This is a genomic window from Streptomyces sp. NPDC058051 (assembly GCF_042885475.1).
In the GTDB taxonomy this organism is placed as follows: Bacteria; Actinomycetota; Actinomycetes; order Streptomycetales; family Streptomycetaceae; genus Streptomyces.
This window is the reverse complement of sequence record NZ_JBHVRW010000017.1, coordinates 36,164-55,182: the sequence shown is the minus strand read 5'-3', so window position 1 is coordinate 55,182 and position 19,019 is coordinate 36,164. Positions and strand designations below refer to the sequence as shown.

Here is a 19,019-nt window from a genome sequence, read left to right as displayed (position 1 = left end):
TAACCTAAATTGGGGGGCTTGGGGAGTCGGTCGGCAGAGCAGAGGGGCGGGGCGTGGCATGCGTGGAGACGTCTACCGGGACGACTGGGGCATCCCCCACCTGTGGGCGGGCAGCGCCCTCGAACTCGCCTGCGCCCAGGGCCGTAACGCCGCTGAGGACCGTGGCTGGCAGATCGAGGTCGAGCGCCACCGGGTGTGCGGCACCACCGCCGCGTTCCTGGGCGCGGACGCCGTCGACTGGGACCGGTTCGCCCGGCAGGCGCGGCTCGCCGACACCGCGCGGCGCTGTTTCGACCGCCTGGAGCGTGTCGCGCCGCAGACCGCGGCCTGGGTCGTCTCCTACGTCGACGGGGTGAACGAGGGTCTGGCCGAAGAGGGCTGCCGCGCGGTGGAGTTCGCGGCTGCCGGGGTCGCCCCGGGGCGCTGGGAGCCGTGGACCCCGCTGGGCGTCTGGCTCTCCACCCACATCCTGTTCGCGGGCTTCCCGGCCAAGCTCTGGCGTGAGGAGGTGGCCCGTCGGCTCGGCGACGCGGCCGTCGGACTCTTCGCGACCGACGGCCCCGGCACCTCCGGCTCCAACGGCTGGCTGCTGACCGGCGAACGCACCGCCACCGGGGCGGCGGTCATCGCGGGCGACCCGCACCGCTTCATCGAGGACCCGGGCGTCTACCAGCAGATCCGGCTCGCCTGCCCCGAGTTCGACGTGGTCGGCCTCGCCGTCCCCGGCGTACCCGGTATCGCGCATTTCGGGCACACGGGCGGCGTCGCCTGGGCGATCACCAACGCGATGGCCGACTACCAGGACCTGTACCGGGAGCAGTTGCGGCGTACGGCGGCGGGCGGGGTCGAGGCGCTGGGCCCCGGGGGCTGGGAGACGGCCGCCGTGCACACCGAGACGATCGAGGTGGCGGGCGCCGATCCGGTCACGGTCGAGATCATCGAGACCGGGCGCGGGCCGGTGATCATCGGCGGCCCGGACGACGACGAGGGCAGCGGCCCGGACGGCGGTGCGCGCGGCGGTCCCGACGGTGGTGCGCGCGGCGGTCCGGGGCGCGGTGCGGACGGCGGTGACGTCGTGGGCGGCGGTTCGGTGGGCGGTTCGGTGGGCGGTGACGTGGGCGGTTCGGTGGGCGGTGACGTGGGCGGCGACGCGGGGGACGGCGCGTACGGCATCAGCCTCCGCTACCCGCCGCGCGTCACCCACGCGTTGGGCTTCGAGGCGCTGCCCGACCTGCTCCGGGCCCGTGACGTCGCCGCTCTCGACGCTGCCCTGGACCACTGGGCGGAGCCGGTCAACGTCGTCCTCGCCGCGGACACCACGGGGGCCACCCTGCACCGGGTCGCCGGGTACGTCCCGTCGCGCCCGCACGAGAACCGGCTGCGCGTCGTGCCGGCTCACGACCCCGCGTACGCCTGGCGCGGCCGTCACGCTCCGCTGCCGCGCGCCGGGGTCGACGGCACGGCGGTGATGGCGAACGCGCGGGGACTCGCCGCCCCGTTCGGCGTCGAGTTCGCACCCCCGCACCGCGCGAAGCGCATCCGGGAACTGCTCGACCGGTCCCACGACTGGACCGCCAAGCGCATGGCGGACATCCACACCGACACCCGGCTCGCCTCCGCGCGCCCGCTGCTGGAGCTGCTGGCCGAGGCGACCGGTCTCGGGCCCGGGGCCGCCCGCCTGCGGGACCTGCTGCTGCGCTGGGACCGGCACATGGAGGCCGACAGCACGGACGCCACGCTCTACGCGGCCGTGCGCGCCGACGTCGTGCACCGGCTGGCCGCCCACCCCGCCCTGGCCGCGATCACCGGCTCCGCCGACCCGGCCGTCTCCTGCGCGTACCCGGCGATGTTCCGCCCCTGGCTGGCCGCGGTGCCGAGGATCGCGTACGCCCTGGAGACCCTGCTGACCCACGGGCCGGTGCCGCACGCCGACCGGCTGGCGGCCGTCGCCGCGGCGGCCGAGGCGGTGGCGGCCCGCCACCCCGAGGGCGTCGCGCCACGGCCCTGGGGCGAAGAGCACCGCCTGGCCGCCTGGCAGGCCCTGCCCGAAGCGGACAACGGAGCGGACAACGGCGGGGACGAGAGCGCGAACGACGGCGCGGACGGCGGCGCGGACGGCGGCGCGAACGGCGGCGCGGACCGGCCGGGCGTCGCCGGGGACCACGACTGTGTGCTGTCCACCTCCAGCGTCCCCGGCGTCACCGACCGGTTCGCCCGCGGCCCGGCCGCCCGCTACGTGTGGGATCTGGCCCGGCGCGAGGACAGCTTGTGGGTGGTCCCGTTCGGGGCGTCCGGGATCCGGGGCGACGCGCACCACCGCGACCAACTGCCGCTGTGGGTACGGGGCGGGCTCGCACCCGTGGTCACGGACTGGAACGAACTGCACCGAACAGAGGAGAGAGCCGAGATGACCGCCGACCCCGCCGCGAGCGCGGTACGCACCTCCGTCCACGAGCGGGAGATACCCGGATTCGGGACCGTCCGCCTCGTCCCCGTGGACCCCGCAGCCGACGCCGATCTGATCCACGGCTGGGTCACCGAGGAGCGGGCCCGTTTCTGGGGCATGGGCGACGCGAGCCGCGAAGAGGTCCTGAAGACCTACGCGTTCCTGGACTCGCTCACCACGCACCACGCCTATCTGGCCCTGCGCGAGGACGTCCCGGCCGCCCTGTTCCAGACGTACGAGCCGGCCGCCGACCCGCTCGCCGACTGCTACGACGTCCAGCCCGGGGACTTCGGCGTCCACATCCTGATCGGCCCGGGTGACGCCGTCGAACACGGCTTCACCGCCGCCCTGCTCTCGGTGCTCATCGGCCACGTGTTCAGCGACCCGGAGCACCTGCGGATCGTCGCCGAGCCGGACGCCCGCAACGAGAAGGCCCTTGCGCGGCTGGTCCGGACGGGCTTCGCACTCGGCCCGGAGATCGACAAGCCGGAGAAGCGGGCCCGGCTGGCGTTCCTGAGCAGGCCGTCGGCCGCGGGGGCGTAGACGGACGGGCCGGAGTGACGAACCGATCGGGGTGACGCACCGACGGGGTGACGAACCGATCGAGGTGACGCACCGACGGGGTCACGAACCGGCCGGGGTGACGGGCGGTGGGCGGCGAGCCGCCCTCAGGCCGCCCGTTCCCTCACGTCCTCCACGACGTGCTTGTCCAGCGCCGCGCGCACGAGAGCCGCCGCCAGCACGGCGGGCCCGTCGGCGGCGGCCCCCTCGGCCTCTTCGGTCGCCTCGGCTTCCTTGGCCTGCTCCGCCAGCCGCGCGAGCTTTCCCGGTGAGGCGGGCAGCCCCAGCCTCTCGGCGCCCTGGAGCGCTTTTCCGTCCAGGAACGGTGCCGTCTCCGGCCACACGGCCTGCACCTCGCGCACGAAGATGTCCGCACCGGCCGGACCCACGCCCGGGGTCCGGCGCAGCCCGCTCCGCAGGACGCCCAGGTCGCCGTCCGCCTCCTTGCGCAGCCGCCGCAGATCACCTCCGTACTCGACCAGCAGGAGCTCCGCCCCGTCGCCGAGCTGGGTGGCGGTCCGTTCGTCGTAGCGCCGGTATCCGCCCTCGCCCAGTGCGTCGACGCGCTCCTGCCATGTCGCCCCGACCATCCGGTCCGGGGAGCGCAGGCCGTGGGCGAACAGCGCGCGTGCCGCGGCCACCGCCACGGACGCCCGGATGCGGGCGCTCAACAGATCGCTGAGCACGAGGAGCTGATACAGCGGTTGCGGGGTGTTCCGCAGCCGGATGCCGGCCTCGGCGGCATAGGTGGTGCCGTAGCGGTCGAGGAGGACTTCCACGGTCCTGCGGGCGGTCATGAGGGGCCGCCCCCTTCCTCGGCGGCGACCTGCGCCAGCGTGCGTCCCGTACGGGCCGAACGGGCCATGTACGGGTCCGGCGCGTCCGGACCGTCACGGGTGGCGCGCCCGTCCCTGGCCTTGATCAGCAGCCATATCTCTCCGCCCGGGGTGTTCGTTCCGTCGCCCGCCTTGAAGCGGGTGAGGGCGAACTCGCCGTGCAGCTTGGTGCCGTCGAGCCAGAACGTGGCGTGCCCGTCCTCCAGGGACTGCTCGAACGGTACGGGCGCCCCCCAGCGGTCGTGGCTGAGCGGCCGGTAGGTGCCCTGGTCCCAGACGATCACGGTGCCACCGCCGTACTCCCCCTTCGCGATGACCCCCTCGAACGTGCGGTACTCCAGCGGGTGGTCCTCCGTGGGAACGGCCAGCCTTCTCTCGCGCGGGTTCTCCGAAGGGCCGCGCGGCACCGCCCACGACTTCAGTACGCCGCCCACCTCCAGCCGGAAGTCGAAGTGCATCCGCCGCGCCTGATGGATCTGTACGACGAAACAGGGTGCCGGACCTGTCCGCCCGCCGTCGCCGCGTGGCTCCGCGGTCGCGTCGAAATGCCGTTTGCTCCGGTAGTCCCGGAGACGGTCGTCGCCTTCGCCGGTCACATCCATCCGGACACCTCCTCCGGCAGGCCCGTCCGGTGCCCCCTTCCACTGTGACGCTCCCGGCCGGGAAGCGCACCGGGACGGCGCGCCCCAGGAACGGGCGCGTCCGCAGGGACAGGACTGCCGGCTGCGTCCGCGAGGACAGCAGGTATGTCGACATCAAGTATCTTGATATCGAGATGTCGCCTCGGCGAGGTTCCCTCGTGATCCCTCGTGATCCCTCGTGATCTCTCTCGATCTCTCGATGTCGAGGCATATCCGAGGGGTGGGGCCGATGCGGCGCCGTAGGGGCAGTGGGAATCCGGGCACCTCGAAGGGCGGGCCGGGTCTGCGGCACTCCTGGTCACCCCGGCCGAGCTGATGCGTTCGGTGAGTTCCCGGGAACTGGCGGTCCTCCTCGCACCACCGGTGCCGTACCGGTGAACGCGCCCGGTCCAAGTCCGAGTTACTCGGCGGTGGAGGCGGTGGAGGCGGCGACGACGGCGGGAGCCTTACCTGGCGGGTCATCGACCCGGGTGCCCGCGCATGCCACGATCGGCGGCGTACGGAGCCCGACCGACTGGAAGGACACCATGCCCGCCTACGCCATAGCGCACCTGCAAGAGGTAGTACCGGTCCCGGAGATCGTCGAGTACATCGAGCGCATCACCGCCACCTTCGAGCCGTACGGCGGCCGATTTCTCGTGCACGCCGCGCAGCACGAGGTGAAAGAGGGCAGTTGGCCCGGGAACGTCGTGGTGATCGGCTTTCCCGGGATCGCCGAGGCGCGGGCCTGGTGGGACTCACCCGCGTACCAGGAGATCGCACCACTGCGCTCGCGGCACATCGAGGGCGACATCATCCTGGTCGAAGGCGTCCCCGAGAGCTACGACCCGACTGCCACCGCGACGGCGATGCGGGAGGCCCTGACTACCGGGTAGCCCCGGGTCCGGCGCGACCGGGACCCCGCCGTTTCCGGCACGGGCCCGTGCGCCAACCCTCCAGGAACACCGGATGGGTGAGCGTCGCAGGTGCGCCCGGCAGCCCCGGCACCGTCGCCGGGCGCCGGACCTCGGCCCGCACGTGGGCGGCGTAGGCCGGCGTCGTACGCCACTCGACCGTCCCCGTCCCCGTCCCCGACTCCGGCAGCGTGGCCGTGAACAGCGTGCCCCCGGGACACTCGGCTTCGCGCACCGCACGGCATACGTTGGGGCCCCACCGGACCACGACGGAGGTGTCCTCACATGCGGATCGCCACAACGATCTTCCTCACCGATGAGACGGTCACGCCCCTGCGGCTCGCCCGCGCACTCGAACAGCGCGGGTTCGCCGGGCTCTATCTCCCCGAGCACACCCATATCCCGGCGAGCAGGGACACCCCGTACCCGGCGGGCGGCGAACTCCCGCCCGAGTACGGCCGCACCCTCGACCCCTTCGTCGCCCTGGCCCAGGCCGCCGCCGTCACCGAACGCCTCGGCCTCGGCACCGGCATCACCCTCCTCGCCCAGCACGACCCGATCGACCTGGCGAAGCGGATCGCCACCCTCGACCACCTCTCCGGCGGTCGCTTCACGCTGGGACTCGGCTACGGCTGGAACGTCGAGGAGGCCGCGGACCACGGGGTGGACTGGTCGACGCGCCGGGAGCTCGTCCGTGACCGGATGGCCCTGATGCGCGCCCTGTGGTCGGCCGAACCGGAGGCGTACGAAGGCGAGTTCGGCTCCGTACGGGCCAGTCATGCCCACCCGAAGCCGGTCCAGGCGCCCCGCGGTCCGGTGAACGGCCCCCGCACCCTGATCGGCGGCACGGCCGGCCCGAAGCTGTTCGCGCACATCGCCGAGTACGCCGACGGCTGGCTCCCGATCGGCGGGCGCGGCCTGACGGAGTCCGTGCCGAAGCTGCGCGCGGTGTGGGAGGCGTCGGGCCGCGACCCGAAGCAACTCCAGGTGGTCCCCTACGCGGTGCTCCCGAGCCCGGGGAAGCTCGCGCACTACGAGGACCTGGGCATCGAGGAGGTCGTCCTGCAACTGCCCCCGGCGGACGAGCCGGAGGTGCTGCGGACACTGGACGCGTACGCGGCGTATCTGTAGCCGCGCGGGTCCTGGGATCGCGGCGCACCCCGCCGAAAACAGGGGCGCGTTCGGTAGTGCAGGTGTGCGATCATCGTGTGCGTTCTTTACAATTCACACACATGTTGCGTGCTTCCGGGGTGTACCGCGTTCGCGCGGCGTTCGTGAAGTCCCGGCGGAATGCGCTCACTTCACCGGTCCGGGGGGAACGGAATGCCCAACCACCGATGTACGGCCGCGAGATCGGCGGCGTACACCGCTCTTCTGCTCACGTTGACGGTCCTGCTCTCACTGCTGATCCCCGCAGGGGCCGGCCGGGCGTACGCCGCCCCCGCCACCCCTGCGGCCCCCGCAGCCGCCGCAGCCGACGAGGACTGTGCCGCGCTGCCCCTCTCGGCCTTCGGCGAAGCCGCCCCGGCCGAAGGCACCGTGACCGTCCCCGCCGACGGGACGGCCTGCCTCACCGTCACGGCCGAGGCGCCCGGCCTGCACAAGGTCGTACTGACCGGTGGCAACGCCGGGAACACGTACGCCAATGTCTTCGACGGCGAGACGCAGATCGACTGCTACGACCCCGAGTGGGGTGCCGGCTGGTGTGCGCTGCCCCGCGCGGGCGCCTTCACGCTGCGGCTGACGAACAACTGGCCCGAGCCGAGCATCCCCACCGTCGCGGTCGTTCCCCTCGGTACCACCAAGGGCTGCGCGCCGGAGATCAGCACGGCCTGGGACACCGCACCCGTCGTCGGATCGGCGGCCGGGGCGAACGCGATCCAGTGCCAGCCGTTCACGGGCACGCCCGGTGAGCGGATCACCAACAAGATCACGACGACCGTGTACGGCGAGAGCGTGTCCTGGATCACCGACGAGACCGGTGCCCGGATCTGCCCGCACTTCAACGAGGACGACAGCGAGGGCTGCGTCCTGCCCGGCGACGGCCCCTACCGGGTCCTCTCCCAGGTCAGCTACGGGGAGCGGGGCTTCCCGGCCGAGTACACCCTCACCGTCCGCCGCATCTCCGCCCCGGCCGGCTGCACGCACGTCGCCCTGAACGGATACAACTCCGCACCCACGACCGCGGTCCCGGCCAGCGGCTGCAAGACCTTCACCGCCCCGGCCGCCGGACGCTACAACGTGTACGCCGTCCACGACGGCGCCCGTTCGGTGCTCGCCGTGTACGACCGGGACGGCAAGACCGTCTGCACCACCTGGAACGGCTGCGACCTCCCCGCCGCGGGTGTCTACACCGTCTTCACCGACCACCCGACCCTCCTCTTCGAGGGCTCCGCCACCACCGGCTGCGAGCCCGTCGAACTCGGCCTGTACAGTTCCGCGTTCACCGCGGCCGGTGAGATCGACTGCCTGTCCCTGCCGCTCCCCGCGGGCGCCCGGCTGGCCGTGCTGAAGGCCCTCAACGGGCCCGCGCCGCGCCCCGCTGCGACCGTCGTCGACGCCGACGGCCTTCAGCGGTGCGGTTCGTCCCAGCTCTCGGCCGGGACCTGCGCACTCACCGGCAAGGCCCCGTTCCGTGTGCTGGTCTCCACCGACAGCGAGTCGAACCCGACCGGCCCGTACACCCTCGCCCTGCACCGCACCGACGCGGCGAGCGACTGCGCGGCCATCCCCGCGGGCGACTTCACCGAGACGGGTCCGACGGCCCGGTTCTCCACCGGCGACGGTGTCTTCTCGCACTGCCTGACCATCCCGGCCGACGACCACAGCGCCCAGGAGAACCTTCAGCTCCAGGTGGCTCCCGGCACCACGTCCACCGCCGAGTTCACCGTCCTGGACCCCGACGGCACGCAGGTCTGCTCGGCCTACACGTCCCTCTCCACCTGGACGACCTGCGAACTGGCGCCCGGCGTGGCCCACACCGTGCTGGTCACCGGCCGTGACACCGCCGCCGACTACACCCTGACCCGCCGCGACGTCACCGCCACCGCGCGGGGCTGCGCCCCGAACCCGGCGACGAAGGTCGGCGGCCCGTCCACCGGCGGCGCGATGGGCGCCCCCGGGGAGCTGCGCTGCCGCCAGGTCACCACCGCCGACGCCAAGGACACCCTGCACATCAACGTCCGCGACGCGCTCGGCACCGCGAACGTGGTGGTGTACGGCGCCGACGGCACCGCCCTGTGCAACAAGAACCAGGCGTGCGCCGTCACCGGCTCCACCCACTACCAGGTCCTGGTCACCGTCCGGTCGGGGCTGAAGGCCGCCGACGCGTACCGTTTCGACGCGCTGCGCGTCGCGGGCGCGGAAGGACCGGCCGCCGAGTGCGAGAAGGTCCCCAGCGTCGCCTACGGATACGGACCGGTCACCGGCACCCTCGACGAGCAGCACTCCGCTGTCTGCGCCGTGCTGCCCACCGCGTACCACGACCACTTCGACATGAAGATCAGCGACACGACGGGTGCCACCGACACGGCCGTACCCGCGCTGTACGGCGCCAACCTCCTCAACGGCTGCATCCGCTTCCTCCCCAACAGCTACGAATGCGCCGTGAGCGAGCCGTACACCAAGGAGACCACCCCGAGCATCCTCGTCCTCTCGCTGCCGGAGACGGCGTCCACGACCTCGTACGAGGCCGAGGCGGTCTGCACGTCCACCCTCTGCGGCACGGAACAGGTGACGATCGGGGAGATCACCCCGACCACCGGGATCACCGGCACCAGGGCGACGGTGCAGCTGACCGGCACGTCCCTGCACAAGGACGACGAGGTCGTGCTGTCGCTCGACGGCAAGCGGATCACCTCGACCACCACAGCGGTCTCGGCGGACCGGAAGACGGTGACGGCCGTCCTCGACCTGACCGGGGCCGCCGTCGGCACCTGGAACGTCGCCGTCGACACCCACAACGGGTGGGCGTACCGGCGCGGCGTCTTCACCGTCACCGCAGCCCCGCTGAAGAACAGCGCACCCCCGGCGATGACCGGCACCGCCAAGGTCGGTGACCGGCTCACCGCGACCACCGGCACCTGGGCGCCCGCCCCGACCTCGTACACCTATCAGTGGAACGCCGACGGCAAGGCGGTGACCGGCGCGACCGCGTCCGCGTACACCGTCCCGGCGGCGCTGCTCGGCAAGAAGCTCACCGTCACCGTCACGGCCCACCGCACCGGCACCCCGGACGTCCAGGCCACTTCGGCGGCGGTCACGGCCGTCCGGGGGGCGGCGCCCAGGGCGACGACCTCCCCGAAGATCACCGGCACCGCGAAGGTGGGCGCCAAGCTGACTGCCGCGTCCGGAAGCTGGACGCCGTCCGCCACCTCGTACGCCTACCAGTGGAAGGCCGACGGCAAGGCGGTGACCGGCGCGACCGCGTCCGCGTACACCGTCCCGGCGGCGCTGCTCGGCAAGAAGGTCACCGTCACCGTCACGGCTCGTCGCACCGGCCACGCCGACGGCTCCGCGACGACCGCCTCGGTGAAGATCGCCACGGGCAGTGCGCCCAAGGCCACCAAGCAGCCCACGGTCTCCGGCACGGCGAAGGTGGGCCGCACCCTCAAGGCCGCCCGCGGCACCTGGACGCCCGCCCCGACCTCGTACGCCTACCAGTGGTACGCGAACGGCAAGGCGATCAAGGGTGCGACCAAGTCGTCACTGACGCTCAAGTCCGCCCAGCGCGGCAAGAAGATCACCGTGAAGGTGACTGCCCGCCGCACCGGCCACGCCAGCGGTTCCGCCACCAGCAAGGCGACGAAGGCGGTCGCCCGCTGACGCAGGCAGAGCGCACGAAGGGCCGGGCACCTCACGGGAAGTGGGGTGCCCGGCCCTTCTGCGAACCGGGGTCGGCCGGGTGAGGTTCGGACGTCAGAGGGCGGACAGCAGCGACGGCAGCTTGCGCATGTCGTCGAACACCACGGTGTCCGGGCCCTCCAGCCAGTGCGCCGGGGTCAGTCCGCCCGCGTAGCCCAGGGATCGCATTCCGGCCGAACGGGCGGCCTGGATGCCGTACTTGCTGTCCTCGACGACGACGCAGGCAGCAGGCTCGACGCCCATCCGGCGGGCCGCGTGGAGGAAGAGGTCGGGGGCGGGCTTGCCGTGCGTGACCTCACTGGCGCTGAAGATGCGGCCCTCGAAGTGGGAGTGGAGTCCGGTGTGGCCGAGGGTGTGGCGCATCTTGTCGTGGCTGCCGCTCGATGCCACGCAGGTGGGGAGGGTGAGGGCGGCCAGCGCCTCGTGGATGCCGTCGACCGCGACGAGTTCGGCGTCGATGGCAGCGTGGTGGAGTTGTTCGTAGCGCTGCTGCCAGGCAGCGGACCGGCCCGGCAGGCGGGCGTCGATCAGCTTGCTGTTGGATGCGGCCGACCGGCCCACGAACTTCTCGACGATCTCGTCCGCCGTCAGTGGCCACCCGAACTCGGCGCCCAGCTCGACGTGGATGCGCACGGCGAGGGGCTCGCTGTCGACGAGCACTCCGTCGCAGTCGAATATGACGAGTTCAAGGGGAGGTGCAGCCATCGTGGTCATCCGGACAGGATAGGGACACCCGTCGGCCGGCGAAGGCCCAGGCAGGCCCTCGCGCCGAGGCAGGCCCGTCGCAGCGGGGGAGCCGTCGCGCCGGGGGAGCCCCTGTTCAGGCCGGTAGGAGACGTGGTTCGTCCGCTGCGCAGCCGTGGCAGTGGCCGGGGGTGGCGGAGCGGAAGGCGCGGTCGCAGCGGTCGCAGTTCTGGAGCGGGGTCGGCGGGCAGGCGGGGTCGGCCGGGGGTGGGAGGAGCGCGGTGAGCCGGTGCCGCAACAACTTGGCCGGGAACTTGAGGGGATGGGGCAGGTCGTCCGTGAGGGCCCGGCGGATGGCGGCGGGCGTGGTGCCGCGTTCGAGCCAGGTGGCGACGGCGGGGGCGAGGTGGTGGATGTCGCGTTCGGTGAGGGTGATGCGGGGTGTGCGGTGGTGGAGGTCGGTGAGCAGCGCGACGGCGGCGTGGAGGAGTGAGGGGAGGGGGCTGACGGGGTGGGGGAGCGGCGGGGGTGGGGGCGCGGGCGCGGGCGCGGGCGCGGTGGTCTTGGGCGCGGGTTCCTCGGGTGCGGGTTCCTTGGGTGCGGGTGGTGCGGGGGCCTTGGGCGCAGGTGGTGCGGGAGCGGCGACCGGGGCCGGGACGGGGGCGGGGGCCGGTGCGGCGATGCGGGCCGGGGCTGGGGCCTGAGCGGCGATGTGGGCCGAGGCCGGGTGACTGCGGTGCGGGCGGCGCTGGAGGGCCGGGACGGGGTGGGCTTCGGTGGAGCCCGGTTGGTTGTACGAGCAGGTGCGGGTGATGACGCGGCCGTTGGGGAGCCGTTCGCGGATGCGGCGCAGGTAGCCGTGGGATTCCAGTTCGCGCAGCGCGGCGGCGATACGGGCCTCGCTCTCCGGGAAGCGGTCGGCGAGGAACTTGATGCCGATCCTCGCCCCGGCGGGCAGCGACTGGATGTGGGTGGCGAGGCCGATCGCGAGGAGGGAGAGCGTGCGGTGCTGGGCGAGATGGTTGCCGACGACGGTGAAGCGGCTGGTGTGCCGGGAGTTGATGTGTACGACACCGGATGGCGGCGTGGCGTCTCCGGGAAGGGGAGACGGGGCGCGCGAGGGCGCGCTAATCTTCTGGGTATCCATCGGGAAGGTGCTTTCTTCCTCGGTGGTCAGGCCCTCGATCGGGATTCGCAGTCCCGGCCGGGGGCCGACGCATGTGTGCGGTTGTCGCGGTGAGCATATGCCAGCCAACCGCTGCGAAATCCAGTTCAGTTGGCAAACCTCACCCGTGTGAGTGACGGGCTCCTGGTTGAGGCCGGGGGAGGGGTTGGGTGGGGAAGTTCCTTCTTCCTCAAGCCTTTAAAGCCTTTACGTCGGGGGCCGCCGCGTCGCGGTCGACCGGGTCGCGCCGCACCAGGTCACGGCGCCCCGGCTCACGGTCGACCGGGTCGTGGCGCACCGGGTCGCGGCTGTCGCGATCCGGTGCGGAACCAGGCGCGCCGGGCGGATCGGGCCGCGCTCAGCCTTGGCGCACGTACGCGACGAACGTGGACCAGGCGGCGGGGGCGACGTCGATGTGGGGGACCTGGACGTTCTTGGAGTCGCGGATGTGGATGGTGGTGGGGCAGGTCGCGACCTCGACGCACTCGCCGCCGCCGCCACTGCTGTGGCTGGACTTGTGCCAGTCATGGGCGACCTCGGTACAGGCGCCGCCCTCGCCGTCGCTGTGGCTGCTCTTGAACCAGCGCGGTCGCTCGGTGCTCATCGCTCTCCCAGCATCTTCTCGATCACGGCCAACGACTCCTGTGGCGTGAGAGCCGCCGACTGGATGATTCCATAGCGGACGGCCAGCACACGGACCTCCTCCAGATCGGTGATCAGCCTGGGATAGGTGTGGATCTCCAGGTAGGCCACCTGCTGCTTGCCCTTGGGCGTGACGAGGGTGAACGGGCCGTCCAGGCTCGGCTGTTCGGCGCGATCAAGCGGCATCAGCTGAATCTGCACCGTCCGGAGACGGCCAATGTGCAGGAGCTTCCGCAACTGTTCCCGATGGACGTCCCGGCCACCGATGGGACGCATCAGTACGCTCTCGTCCAGGATGAAGTGAAACGTCGGCGAGGGCCATGGGGAGAAGATCTGCTGGCGGTCCAGCCGGTCGGCCACCCTCTTGTCGATGGTCTCCTCGCTGAGCAGCGGTTGCCACTGAGTGAAGAGGGCGCGCGCGTACGACTCGGTCTGAAGCAGGCCGGGCACGGACTGGTTGTTGTAGACGTAGAGCTGTACTGCGTCCGCCTCCAGCCTCGCGTAATCGCGGTACCACTCCGGATGCCGGGTGCGTGCCTTCTTCCGGGCCTCCAGGACGTCCGGGATTGCCACTCTGAGCACACCCTTTGCCTCAAGAAGGTCATCGACCCGCTCAAGGAAGTCAGCTTGCGGCGTCCGCACCCCCCGCTCCAGCGCGGAGATCAGGTCCTCCCCGCAATGCGCAGCGAGCGCCAGATCCCTCTGGCTCAGGCCCGCGCGTTCCCGCAGCACCTTGATCTGTTTGCCGAGCGCCCTGAACAGGTGCGCCGTTCCGTCCGACTCGGCCGGCCGCTCCGGTCGTTCCTCGCGTCCCGCGTTCGCCATCTGCCCCGCACCGCTCTCTGTCCGCCCGGTCACGGCCGACACCCCGTACAGCCGTCCGGGCGTGCCCGTACAGCTGCTTGATGTCGTGGTGTCACTCCTGGTCAGCGTACGAGGAAGCGGACACGCTGAGTCACATGAACGTCGAAATCACCCTTGTGGGCGCCGAGTTCGTCCAACGCTTCAGCGCCACCCGTCGCGGTGCGCGGCTCGCCCGCCGGCTCGCTGTGCATCAACTCGACGCCTGGGGTGTGCCGTACGGGAGCGAGCTCTCGGAAAACGCCGCCCTGGTCGTGGCCGAGCTGGCGGCGAACGCGGTGCTGCACGGGCACGTGAAGGGGCGGGACTTCGAGCTGAGGCTTCTCAACATGGCGGACACGCTCCGTATCGAGGTGTCGGACGCGCGGGGCGAGCGAGGGCCGGAGCGGCGCCGCCCCCGGGACGGCGCGGAGTCCGGGTATGGCCTGCATCTGGTCGAGGCACTGGCCACGTCCTGGGGAGTCACCGACCGGGTCGTGGGCAAGACGGTCTGGGCCGAATTACGCGCTGGGCACCGTTGAGGCAGACACGGGACAGGGCCGACACCCCACCGCCCGCGGTTCTCCCGGTGGCAGGTCCGGCCGCCGCTGGGGAGCATGGAGCCATGTCCCTCGACCATGGAGGCCCCATGTCCATCGCGGTACTCGGCGCGACCGGCGGCCAGGGCGGTGCGGTGGCCGCAGCCCTGCTGGAGGCGGGGCGTCCTGTGCGCGCCGTGGTGCGTGATCCCGGCAGCGGGCGGGCCAAGGCACTGGCGGTGGCCGGGGCGGAGGTCGTCGCCGGGGACCTCTTCGACGCGGCCTCGCTCGCCGAGGCGTTCCGGGGCACGACGGCCGCGTTCGCCGTGACCACACCGTTCCAGGACGGTCTGGACGCGGAGGTGACCCAGGGGGCGGCCATCGTGCGGGCCGCCGAGAGCGCCGCACTGCCGCATCTGGTGCTGGCCTCCGTCGCCAGTGCGGACCGTGGCACCGGAGTCCCGCACTTCGAGACCAAGGCCAGGACCGAGGAACTGCTCGCCCGCTCCGGACTTCCGGCGACCGTGGTGGCACCGACCTACTTCTACGACAACGCGCTGGGCTCGATGGACGAGGTCGCCGCCGGGCTGCTCACCCTGCCGCTTCCCGGCGACACCCCGCTCCAGCAGGTGGCACGGCAGGACCTGGGCCGTGTCGTGGCCGAGGTCGTGGCCGATCCGGGGCGTTGGATCGGGCAGCGGATCGAGGTGGCGGGCGACGATCCCACGCCGGTCCGGATGGCCGAGGAGATCGGACGGGCGGCGGGCGGCACGGTCACGTTCCGGCAGACACCGGTGGAGGACCTTCGCACCGTGAACCCCGACATGTTCGCCATGTACAGCTTCCTCGCGGACACCGGTTACCAGGTGGACCTGGGGGCGCTGCGGGCACAGTTCCCCACCGTCCCCTGGACCTCGTACGCCGCATGGGCGGACGCCCAGGACTGGCCGACGCCGCGCTCAGGACGACGTGACACATGAGCCTGTGATGTCACGTCGTGACCGGCGGCCATGGCAGTGACGGGCCGGTGCGTCGGGTCCGTCGGGCGGACAGCACGGTGCGGGCCCCTCCGGGCTTGTGCCGGAGGAACCCGCGCAGGGGAGGCTGTCAGTACTTCTCGGACTGGCCGCCGTCGATGGCGATGGTGGTGGCGTTGATGAACGACGCGTGGTCCGAGAGCAGGAAGGCGACCAGGTGGGCGACCTCCTCGGGGCGGCCGAAGCGCACCATCGGGTTGGACGAGACGAACTGGCGGCCCGCCTCCTCCCAGTTCACCGGGTCGATCTGCTTGAGCGAGCCCTCGACCATGGGCGTCATGATGGCGCCGGGAGCGATCGCCTTGACGGTGATGCCGTACTGGCCGTACTCGATGCCGGAGTTGCGGGTGAGGCCGACGACGCCGTGCTTCGCGGCGGCGTAACCGGACTGGTTGCCCACGCCGCGGATGCCGCCGACGGACGCGGTGTTGACGACGGCGCCGCTGCCCTGCGCGTGCATCACCTTCAGCACGTGCTTGAGACCGAGGAACACGCCCTGCAGGTTGATGGCGACGACCTTGGCGAACTCGTCGCTGCCGAAGTCCTCGGTCGGGTTCTGCTGACCCTCGATGCCGGCGTTGTTGAAGAAGCCGTCTATCCGCCCGTACTTCTCCAGGGTGGCGGCGACGTAGCGCTCCACGTCGGCCTCCGAGCTGACGTCGGCCGTGACGGTGAGCGTCTGGGCGCCGGAGACCTCCTCGGTCACGGCGGCGACGGTCTCCGCCAGGCCCTTCTCGCTGATGTCGACGAGGGCGAGACGCGCCCCCTCCGCGGCGAGCTGGAGCGCCGTGGCGCGGCCGAGTCCGGAGCCCGCTCCGGTGATGAGGACAACCTTGTCGGCGAATCGATCCTGCATGACGTGACCTCCTGTGGTGCTGCTTGATCTCGGGGGTCCGTCCCGGTGCGGCGGGCCTCCTACTGGTTTAGACAATACATACTGTCTCGTCATTCCCCGGCGGTACTGTTTCCGGGTGCCTCGCGGGCGTCCGGTCCCTCGGCCGTGCGTCCCCGCCCACCCGTATCCGCACCCGTGCCCGCGCCCGCCCCGCGCCCGCATCCGGAAGGACGCCGACCATGTCCCCAGCCGCCCCGCGCTCCCGGTACGGGCCCAAGCGCAGCCCGGAGATCCACGCCGCCGTTCTGGAGGCGGCCCGTGATCTGGTGGCCGAGCTCGGCTACGCGAACGTGACGATGGAGCGCATCGCGGAACGTGCCGGGGTGTCGCGGATGACGGCCTACCGCTGGTGGCCCAACAAATCCGCCGTGATCACCGAAGCGTTCGCCGACCGTCTCGCCCCCGGTCCCACCCCGGACACCGGTTCGGCGGAGGGAGACGCCCTGGTCTTTCTGCGTCAGCTGGTCGAGCGGCTGACCCTGCTGGGCGGCCCCAGCGTGGTCGCCGGGGCCCTGGCGGAACGCGGCGAGCCCGGCCGCGCCGCGCTGCGCGACATCCTCCACGACCACGGCCGGCACGCCTCCCAGCTGCTCTCCCGCAGCATCGCGGCAGGCAGGCTGGACGCGGACCTGCCCCTCGCGCAGATCGTCGATGCCTGGATCGGTTACGTCCTGTACCGCATCGTCTTCCTGGAGCAGATCCCTACCGAGCAGGAGCTGACGCTCCTGGTCGCACGCTCCCTCGGCGCCGCCGCGTCGTAGCCGGATGCGCGGCGGAACGGCCGAACCGACGGAGGAGCCGTCGTCCGGCGGCCGGCGGTGGACCGGCAAAGGTGCGGGCGGAACGCAAGGGTCGGCCGAGGCCGGCACCCGGTACGCGACGAAGGAGGAGGCCGCGGCCCACGCGGGAGCCTTCCTGAAGGAGCACGCCCTTAGGTGATCTCGATGCTGAGCTGGGAGCCCAGTTCCTCGAAACCCAGTGCAGCCGCGACACGCCGGGAGGCGGGAGGGCGCGCGCGCCACTGCGGCAGCAGCCCGGCAGCGAGAGCATGAGCGACCGCCGCTGAGCCCGTCACTCGCGCCAGTCCTCGCCCGCGCGCTCCTGGCGCCGTCAATACGCTGATATGGGCTGTCCGCCTCGGCCAGCCCCGATATCCCGCGGCAGCGACCACCTGGCCGTGCTCGCGGACCACGAACGCGGGCGACGTCATCTCGTCCAGAGCGGCCTCACCGGCGTCCTCATGACCAGCCACCTGCTCCAAGCTCCGCACATCCGGATGAGCGGCTGACAGTTGCTCCACCGTCGACGCACGAGTCTCCGCCGACCGGAATCCCGCCGCGGACACGTAGGACAGCGCCGCCGGCCCGAGCAGCCGAGCGACCGGAAGGGCCTCCCGGACCACGGCGCTGTCCACGACGGCCTCCACCGGCAGTCCCCCCAGTGCGTCACGAACCATCCGGGCGGTGCCGTCACTCGGCGCGGTCACGATCGCTGATCCGCCCAGGGCTACCACTCCGACCCAGCCGACCGGGCACAGCCCGGACCTCGGGGAGACCACCACGTTCACACCGCCCGGCGGGGCGAACGACACCGGCGCCCGGGCCAGGTGCTCCCAGAGCCCATGGGCTCGGACCACCAACGGATCAATCGACATGGCCCCGATCCTGCCAGCCGGAGCGAACCGAGTCCGCGCGTCCCACGATCGGTCAGGCGCGCACCACCCCGGTGAACGCGCCGTGGCCCACGCCCGGGCGGGTGACCGCGAGCCAGCCGTGGCCGCGCAGGGTGGTGGCGGACCCGACCTCGGCCGGCTCGATGGAGAGGGAGTAGGCCGCGCTGTTGACGTCGCATTCCATGGTGGCGTTGGGTTCCTGGTCTTCATCGGGGTCGTAGTCGGGGTCGGCGGTGAGGGGTTCCTCCCAGTCCATGGGTTCGCCCCGCCACTCCGGGGTCTCGTAGCGCCAGTACCGGCGGCGCGGCACGCCGTCGAGGGCGACCGACCAGATCATCGAGTCGCTGTGTTCGTCCTGGCAGTAGAACTGGGCCTGTCCGCAGACCGCGCTGAGGCGGCTGAGGAGTTCGTCCACGTCCCAGACCATGCTTCCCAGCGGTGTGTTGGCGTAGACCAGCCGCCAGCCGTCCAGCTCCGGGGTGACGAACACCCGGTACGCCGTGTGCTCCGTGCCGTCGGGATCCATGACCACGGTGGTGTCGTTCTCCGCGGCGGAGAGACCCATGGAGATCGTGCAGGGGACGCGGTCGTGCAGTCCCATGGCCTCGAAGAGGCCCTCGTACGTCGCGCCGGGGACGGCCAGCCAGCAGTGGTCGGGCAGGGACTCCGGGGTGTCCTGGGCCGTCTTGATGCGGACGAGACGCTCCATGGCGCGGCGGTCGCGCTCGTCGAACTGGTCCATGCCGCCGATGAGGGCCAGGGCGGTCAGCGCGTGCCGCCTCAGGTGGGCGGGACCGTCACGGCGGATGGCTCGCAGGGCGGGTCCGGCGTGCGCGCCGATGGCTCCGACGGCCTTCTCGGCCCGGTAACGGACGTACGAGGCACGGTCGTCCAGAAAGGGGATGACGTCGGTCAGCGTGTCGGCGGCGGCCTCACCGAGGTTCTCCAATCCCCACAGGGCCTGGTACCGGATGTCCTTCATGGGGTGGGACAGCGCGGCCGTGTACTGCGGGATGCACCGTTCGTCGAAGCCGCGCAGCACATGGCCCAGTTCCCACCGGTCGGGGACCTCCTCGGCCCGGGTCCGGGCCTCCACCGCCGCGTCGAACCCGGCGGGGCCTATCAGACGCAGAGCGTCCCGCAGGCTCCACATGGCCGATCGGCTCACCGTGCCCAGCACGGCCACGAGTCCGGGCGCCGCGGCGGCACCCGGCTCGGCCAGCCGGCGGACGATGTCGGAGGTCGCCTCCCGGTCCCGTACGGCTTGTTCGAGTTCGGCGATCAGTGCGGCTTGATCCATACGGC

16 protein-coding genes are annotated in these 19,019 nt (G+C 72.0%); 7 read left to right on the top strand and 9 right to left on the bottom strand.

Annotated features, from left to right (window positions below; all coding sequences use genetic code 11):
- Nucleotides 1-58: 58 nt before the first annotated feature.
- The gene (locus ACFVUT_RS24810) at nucleotides 59-2,989 is read left to right on the top strand and encodes a GNAT family N-acetyltransferase (protein ID WP_389653918.1); all 2,931 of its coding nucleotides are present in this window, start codon (nucleotides 59-61) and stop codon (nucleotides 2,987-2,989) included.
- A gap of 125 nt (nucleotides 2,990-3,114) precedes the next feature.
- Here ACFVUT_RS24810 and ACFVUT_RS24805 read toward each other — a convergent pair whose 3' ends face one another.
- Both ACFVUT_RS24805 and ACFVUT_RS24800 read right to left on the bottom strand, forming a co-directional pair.
- The gene (locus tag ACFVUT_RS24805; RefSeq protein ID WP_389653916.1) at nucleotides 3,115-3,804 is read right to left on the bottom strand and encodes an endonuclease; all 690 of its coding nucleotides are present in this window, start codon (nucleotides 3,802-3,804) and stop codon (nucleotides 3,115-3,117) included.
- Nucleotides 3,801-4,445 (bottom strand): DNA polymerase ligase N-terminal domain-containing protein, encoded by a 645-nt coding sequence (locus ACFVUT_RS24800; RefSeq protein WP_389653914.1) that lies wholly within the window; start codon nucleotides 4,443-4,445, stop codon nucleotides 3,801-3,803. Before ACFVUT_RS24800 ends, ACFVUT_RS24805 begins: the two co-directional genes overlap by 4 nt.
- A 566-nt stretch (nucleotides 4,446-5,011) precedes the next feature.
- Between ACFVUT_RS24800 and ACFVUT_RS24795 the strand changes: the two genes are divergently transcribed.
- The 3 genes from ACFVUT_RS24795 to ACFVUT_RS24785 all read left to right on the top strand — a co-directional run bounded on the left by ACFVUT_RS24795 (nucleotide 5,012) and on the right by ACFVUT_RS24785 (nucleotide 10,201).
- A complete protein-coding gene (locus tag ACFVUT_RS24795) occupies nucleotides 5,012-5,359 on the top strand; it encodes a DUF1330 domain-containing protein (protein WP_389654125.1) in 348 nt (115 codons plus the stop codon).
- Nucleotides 5,360-5,662: 303 nt separating this feature from the next.
- A complete protein-coding gene (locus ACFVUT_RS24790) occupies nucleotides 5,663-6,508 on the top strand; it encodes an LLM class F420-dependent oxidoreductase (protein WP_389653912.1) in 846 nt (281 codons plus the stop codon).
- 192 nt (nucleotides 6,509-6,700) lie between these two features.
- Nucleotides 6,701-10,201, top strand: coding sequence for a hypothetical protein (locus tag ACFVUT_RS24785; protein ID WP_389653910.1), 3,501 nt, complete (start codon nucleotides 6,701-6,703; stop codon nucleotides 10,199-10,201).
- A gap of 93 nt (nucleotides 10,202-10,294) precedes the next feature.
- On the opposite strand, the gene ACFVUT_RS24780 is transcribed toward ACFVUT_RS24785, so the two are convergent.
- The 4 genes from ACFVUT_RS24780 to ACFVUT_RS24765 all read right to left on the bottom strand — a co-directional run bounded on the left by ACFVUT_RS24780 (nucleotide 10,295) and on the right by ACFVUT_RS24765 (nucleotide 13,556).
- Nucleotides 10,295-10,945 (bottom strand): HAD family hydrolase, encoded by a 651-nt coding sequence (locus ACFVUT_RS24780; protein WP_389654123.1) that lies wholly within the window; start codon nucleotides 10,943-10,945, stop codon nucleotides 10,295-10,297.
- A 115-nt stretch (nucleotides 10,946-11,060) separates the two neighbouring features.
- Entirely contained in the window at nucleotides 11,061-12,071 is a 1,011-nt protein-coding gene (locus ACFVUT_RS24775) for a helix-turn-helix domain-containing protein (protein WP_389653908.1), read from the bottom strand.
- 376 nt (nucleotides 12,072-12,447) lie between these two features.
- Entirely contained in the window at nucleotides 12,448-12,693 is a 246-nt protein-coding gene (locus ACFVUT_RS24770; RefSeq protein ID WP_389653906.1) for a DUF397 domain-containing protein, read from the bottom strand.
- Nucleotides 12,690-13,556 (bottom strand): Scr1 family TA system antitoxin-like transcriptional regulator, encoded by an 867-nt coding sequence (locus ACFVUT_RS24765; RefSeq protein ID WP_389654121.1) that lies wholly within the window; start codon nucleotides 13,554-13,556, stop codon nucleotides 12,690-12,692. The genes ACFVUT_RS24770 and ACFVUT_RS24765 overlap by 4 nt, the downstream gene beginning before the upstream one ends.
- Before the next feature lie 134 nt (nucleotides 13,557-13,690).
- Here ACFVUT_RS24765 and ACFVUT_RS24760 point away from each other — a divergent pair, with 134 nt between their 5' ends.
- Entirely contained in the window at nucleotides 13,691-14,113 is a 423-nt protein-coding gene (locus ACFVUT_RS24760; RefSeq protein ID WP_389653904.1) for an ATP-binding protein, read from the top strand.
- Between the two features lie 107 nt (nucleotides 14,114-14,220).
- Complete coding sequence (locus ACFVUT_RS24755; RefSeq protein ID WP_389653902.1) at nucleotides 14,221-15,090, top strand: NmrA family NAD(P)-binding protein; 870 nt, start codon at nucleotides 14,221-14,223, stop codon at nucleotides 15,088-15,090.
- A gap of 127 nt (nucleotides 15,091-15,217) precedes the next feature.
- Here the strand turns inward: ACFVUT_RS24755 and ACFVUT_RS24750 are convergent, their stop codons facing one another.
- Nucleotides 15,218-16,003, bottom strand: a complete 786-nt coding sequence (locus ACFVUT_RS24750; protein ID WP_389653900.1) for a glucose 1-dehydrogenase — start codon at nucleotides 16,001-16,003, stop codon at nucleotides 15,218-15,220.
- 218 nt (nucleotides 16,004-16,221) lie between these two features.
- Between ACFVUT_RS24750 and ACFVUT_RS24745 the strand changes: the two genes are divergently transcribed.
- On the top strand, nucleotides 16,222-16,803 hold the full coding sequence (locus ACFVUT_RS24745; RefSeq protein WP_389653898.1) for a TetR/AcrR family transcriptional regulator: 582 nt from the start codon (nucleotides 16,222-16,224) through the stop codon (nucleotides 16,801-16,803).
- A 170-nt stretch (nucleotides 16,804-16,973) separates the two neighbouring features.
- Here ACFVUT_RS24745 and ACFVUT_RS24740 read toward each other — a convergent pair whose 3' ends face one another.
- Both ACFVUT_RS24740 and ACFVUT_RS24735 read right to left on the bottom strand, forming a co-directional pair.
- Nucleotides 16,974-17,696, bottom strand: coding sequence for a GNAT family N-acetyltransferase (locus ACFVUT_RS24740; RefSeq protein WP_389653896.1), 723 nt, complete (start codon nucleotides 17,694-17,696; stop codon nucleotides 16,974-16,976).
- A 52-nt stretch (nucleotides 17,697-17,748) separates the two neighbouring features.
- The gene (locus ACFVUT_RS24735; protein ID WP_389653894.1) at nucleotides 17,749-19,014 is read right to left on the bottom strand and encodes a HEAT repeat domain-containing protein; all 1,266 of its coding nucleotides are present in this window, start codon (nucleotides 19,012-19,014) and stop codon (nucleotides 17,749-17,751) included.
- Nucleotides 19,015-19,019: the final 5 nt, after the last annotated feature.

Coding starts and splice junctions, on each gene's coding strand:
- ACFVUT_RS24765 (WP_389654121.1), bottom strand. CDS start 13,556: ATGGCGAACGCGGGACGCGAGGAACGACCGGAGCGGCCGGCCGAGTCG.
- ACFVUT_RS24780 (WP_389654123.1), bottom strand. CDS start 10,945: ATGGCTGCACCTCCCCTTGAACTCGTCATATTCGACTGCGACGGAGTG.
- ACFVUT_RS24755 (WP_389653902.1), top strand. CDS start 14,221: ATGTCCATCGCGGTACTCGGCGCGACCGGCGGCCAGGGCGGTGCGGTG.
- ACFVUT_RS24745 (WP_389653898.1), top strand. CDS start 16,222: ATGTCCCCAGCCGCCCCGCGCTCCCGGTACGGGCCCAAGCGCAGCCCG.
- ACFVUT_RS24735 (WP_389653894.1), bottom strand. CDS start 19,014: ATGGATCAAGCCGCACTGATCGCCGAACTCGAACAAGCCGTACGGGAC.
- ACFVUT_RS24760 (WP_389653904.1), top strand. CDS start 13,691: ATGAACGTCGAAATCACCCTTGTGGGCGCCGAGTTCGTCCAACGCTTC.
- ACFVUT_RS24805 (WP_389653916.1), bottom strand. CDS start 3,804: ATGACCGCCCGCAGGACCGTGGAAGTCCTCCTCGACCGCTACGGCACC.
- ACFVUT_RS24790 (WP_389653912.1), top strand. CDS start 5,663: ATGCGGATCGCCACAACGATCTTCCTCACCGATGAGACGGTCACGCCC.
- ACFVUT_RS24750 (WP_389653900.1), bottom strand. CDS start 16,003: ATGCAGGATCGATTCGCCGACAAGGTTGTCCTCATCACCGGAGCGGGC.
- ACFVUT_RS24800 (WP_389653914.1), bottom strand. CDS start 4,445: ATGGATGTGACCGGCGAAGGCGACGACCGTCTCCGGGACTACCGGAGC.
- ACFVUT_RS24740 (WP_389653896.1), bottom strand. CDS start 17,696: ATGTCGATTGATCCGTTGGTGGTCCGAGCCCATGGGCTCTGGGAGCAC.
- ACFVUT_RS24810 (WP_389653918.1), top strand. CDS start 59: ATGCGTGGAGACGTCTACCGGGACGACTGGGGCATCCCCCACCTGTGG.
- ACFVUT_RS24775 (WP_389653908.1), bottom strand. CDS start 12,071: ATGGATACCCAGAAGATTAGCGCGCCCTCGCGCGCCCCGTCTCCCCTT.
- ACFVUT_RS24795 (WP_389654125.1), top strand. CDS start 5,012: ATGCCCGCCTACGCCATAGCGCACCTGCAAGAGGTAGTACCGGTCCCG.
- ACFVUT_RS24785 (WP_389653910.1), top strand. CDS start 6,701: ATGCCCAACCACCGATGTACGGCCGCGAGATCGGCGGCGTACACCGCT.
- ACFVUT_RS24770 (WP_389653906.1), bottom strand. CDS start 12,693: ATGAGCACCGAGCGACCGCGCTGGTTCAAGAGCAGCCACAGCGACGGC.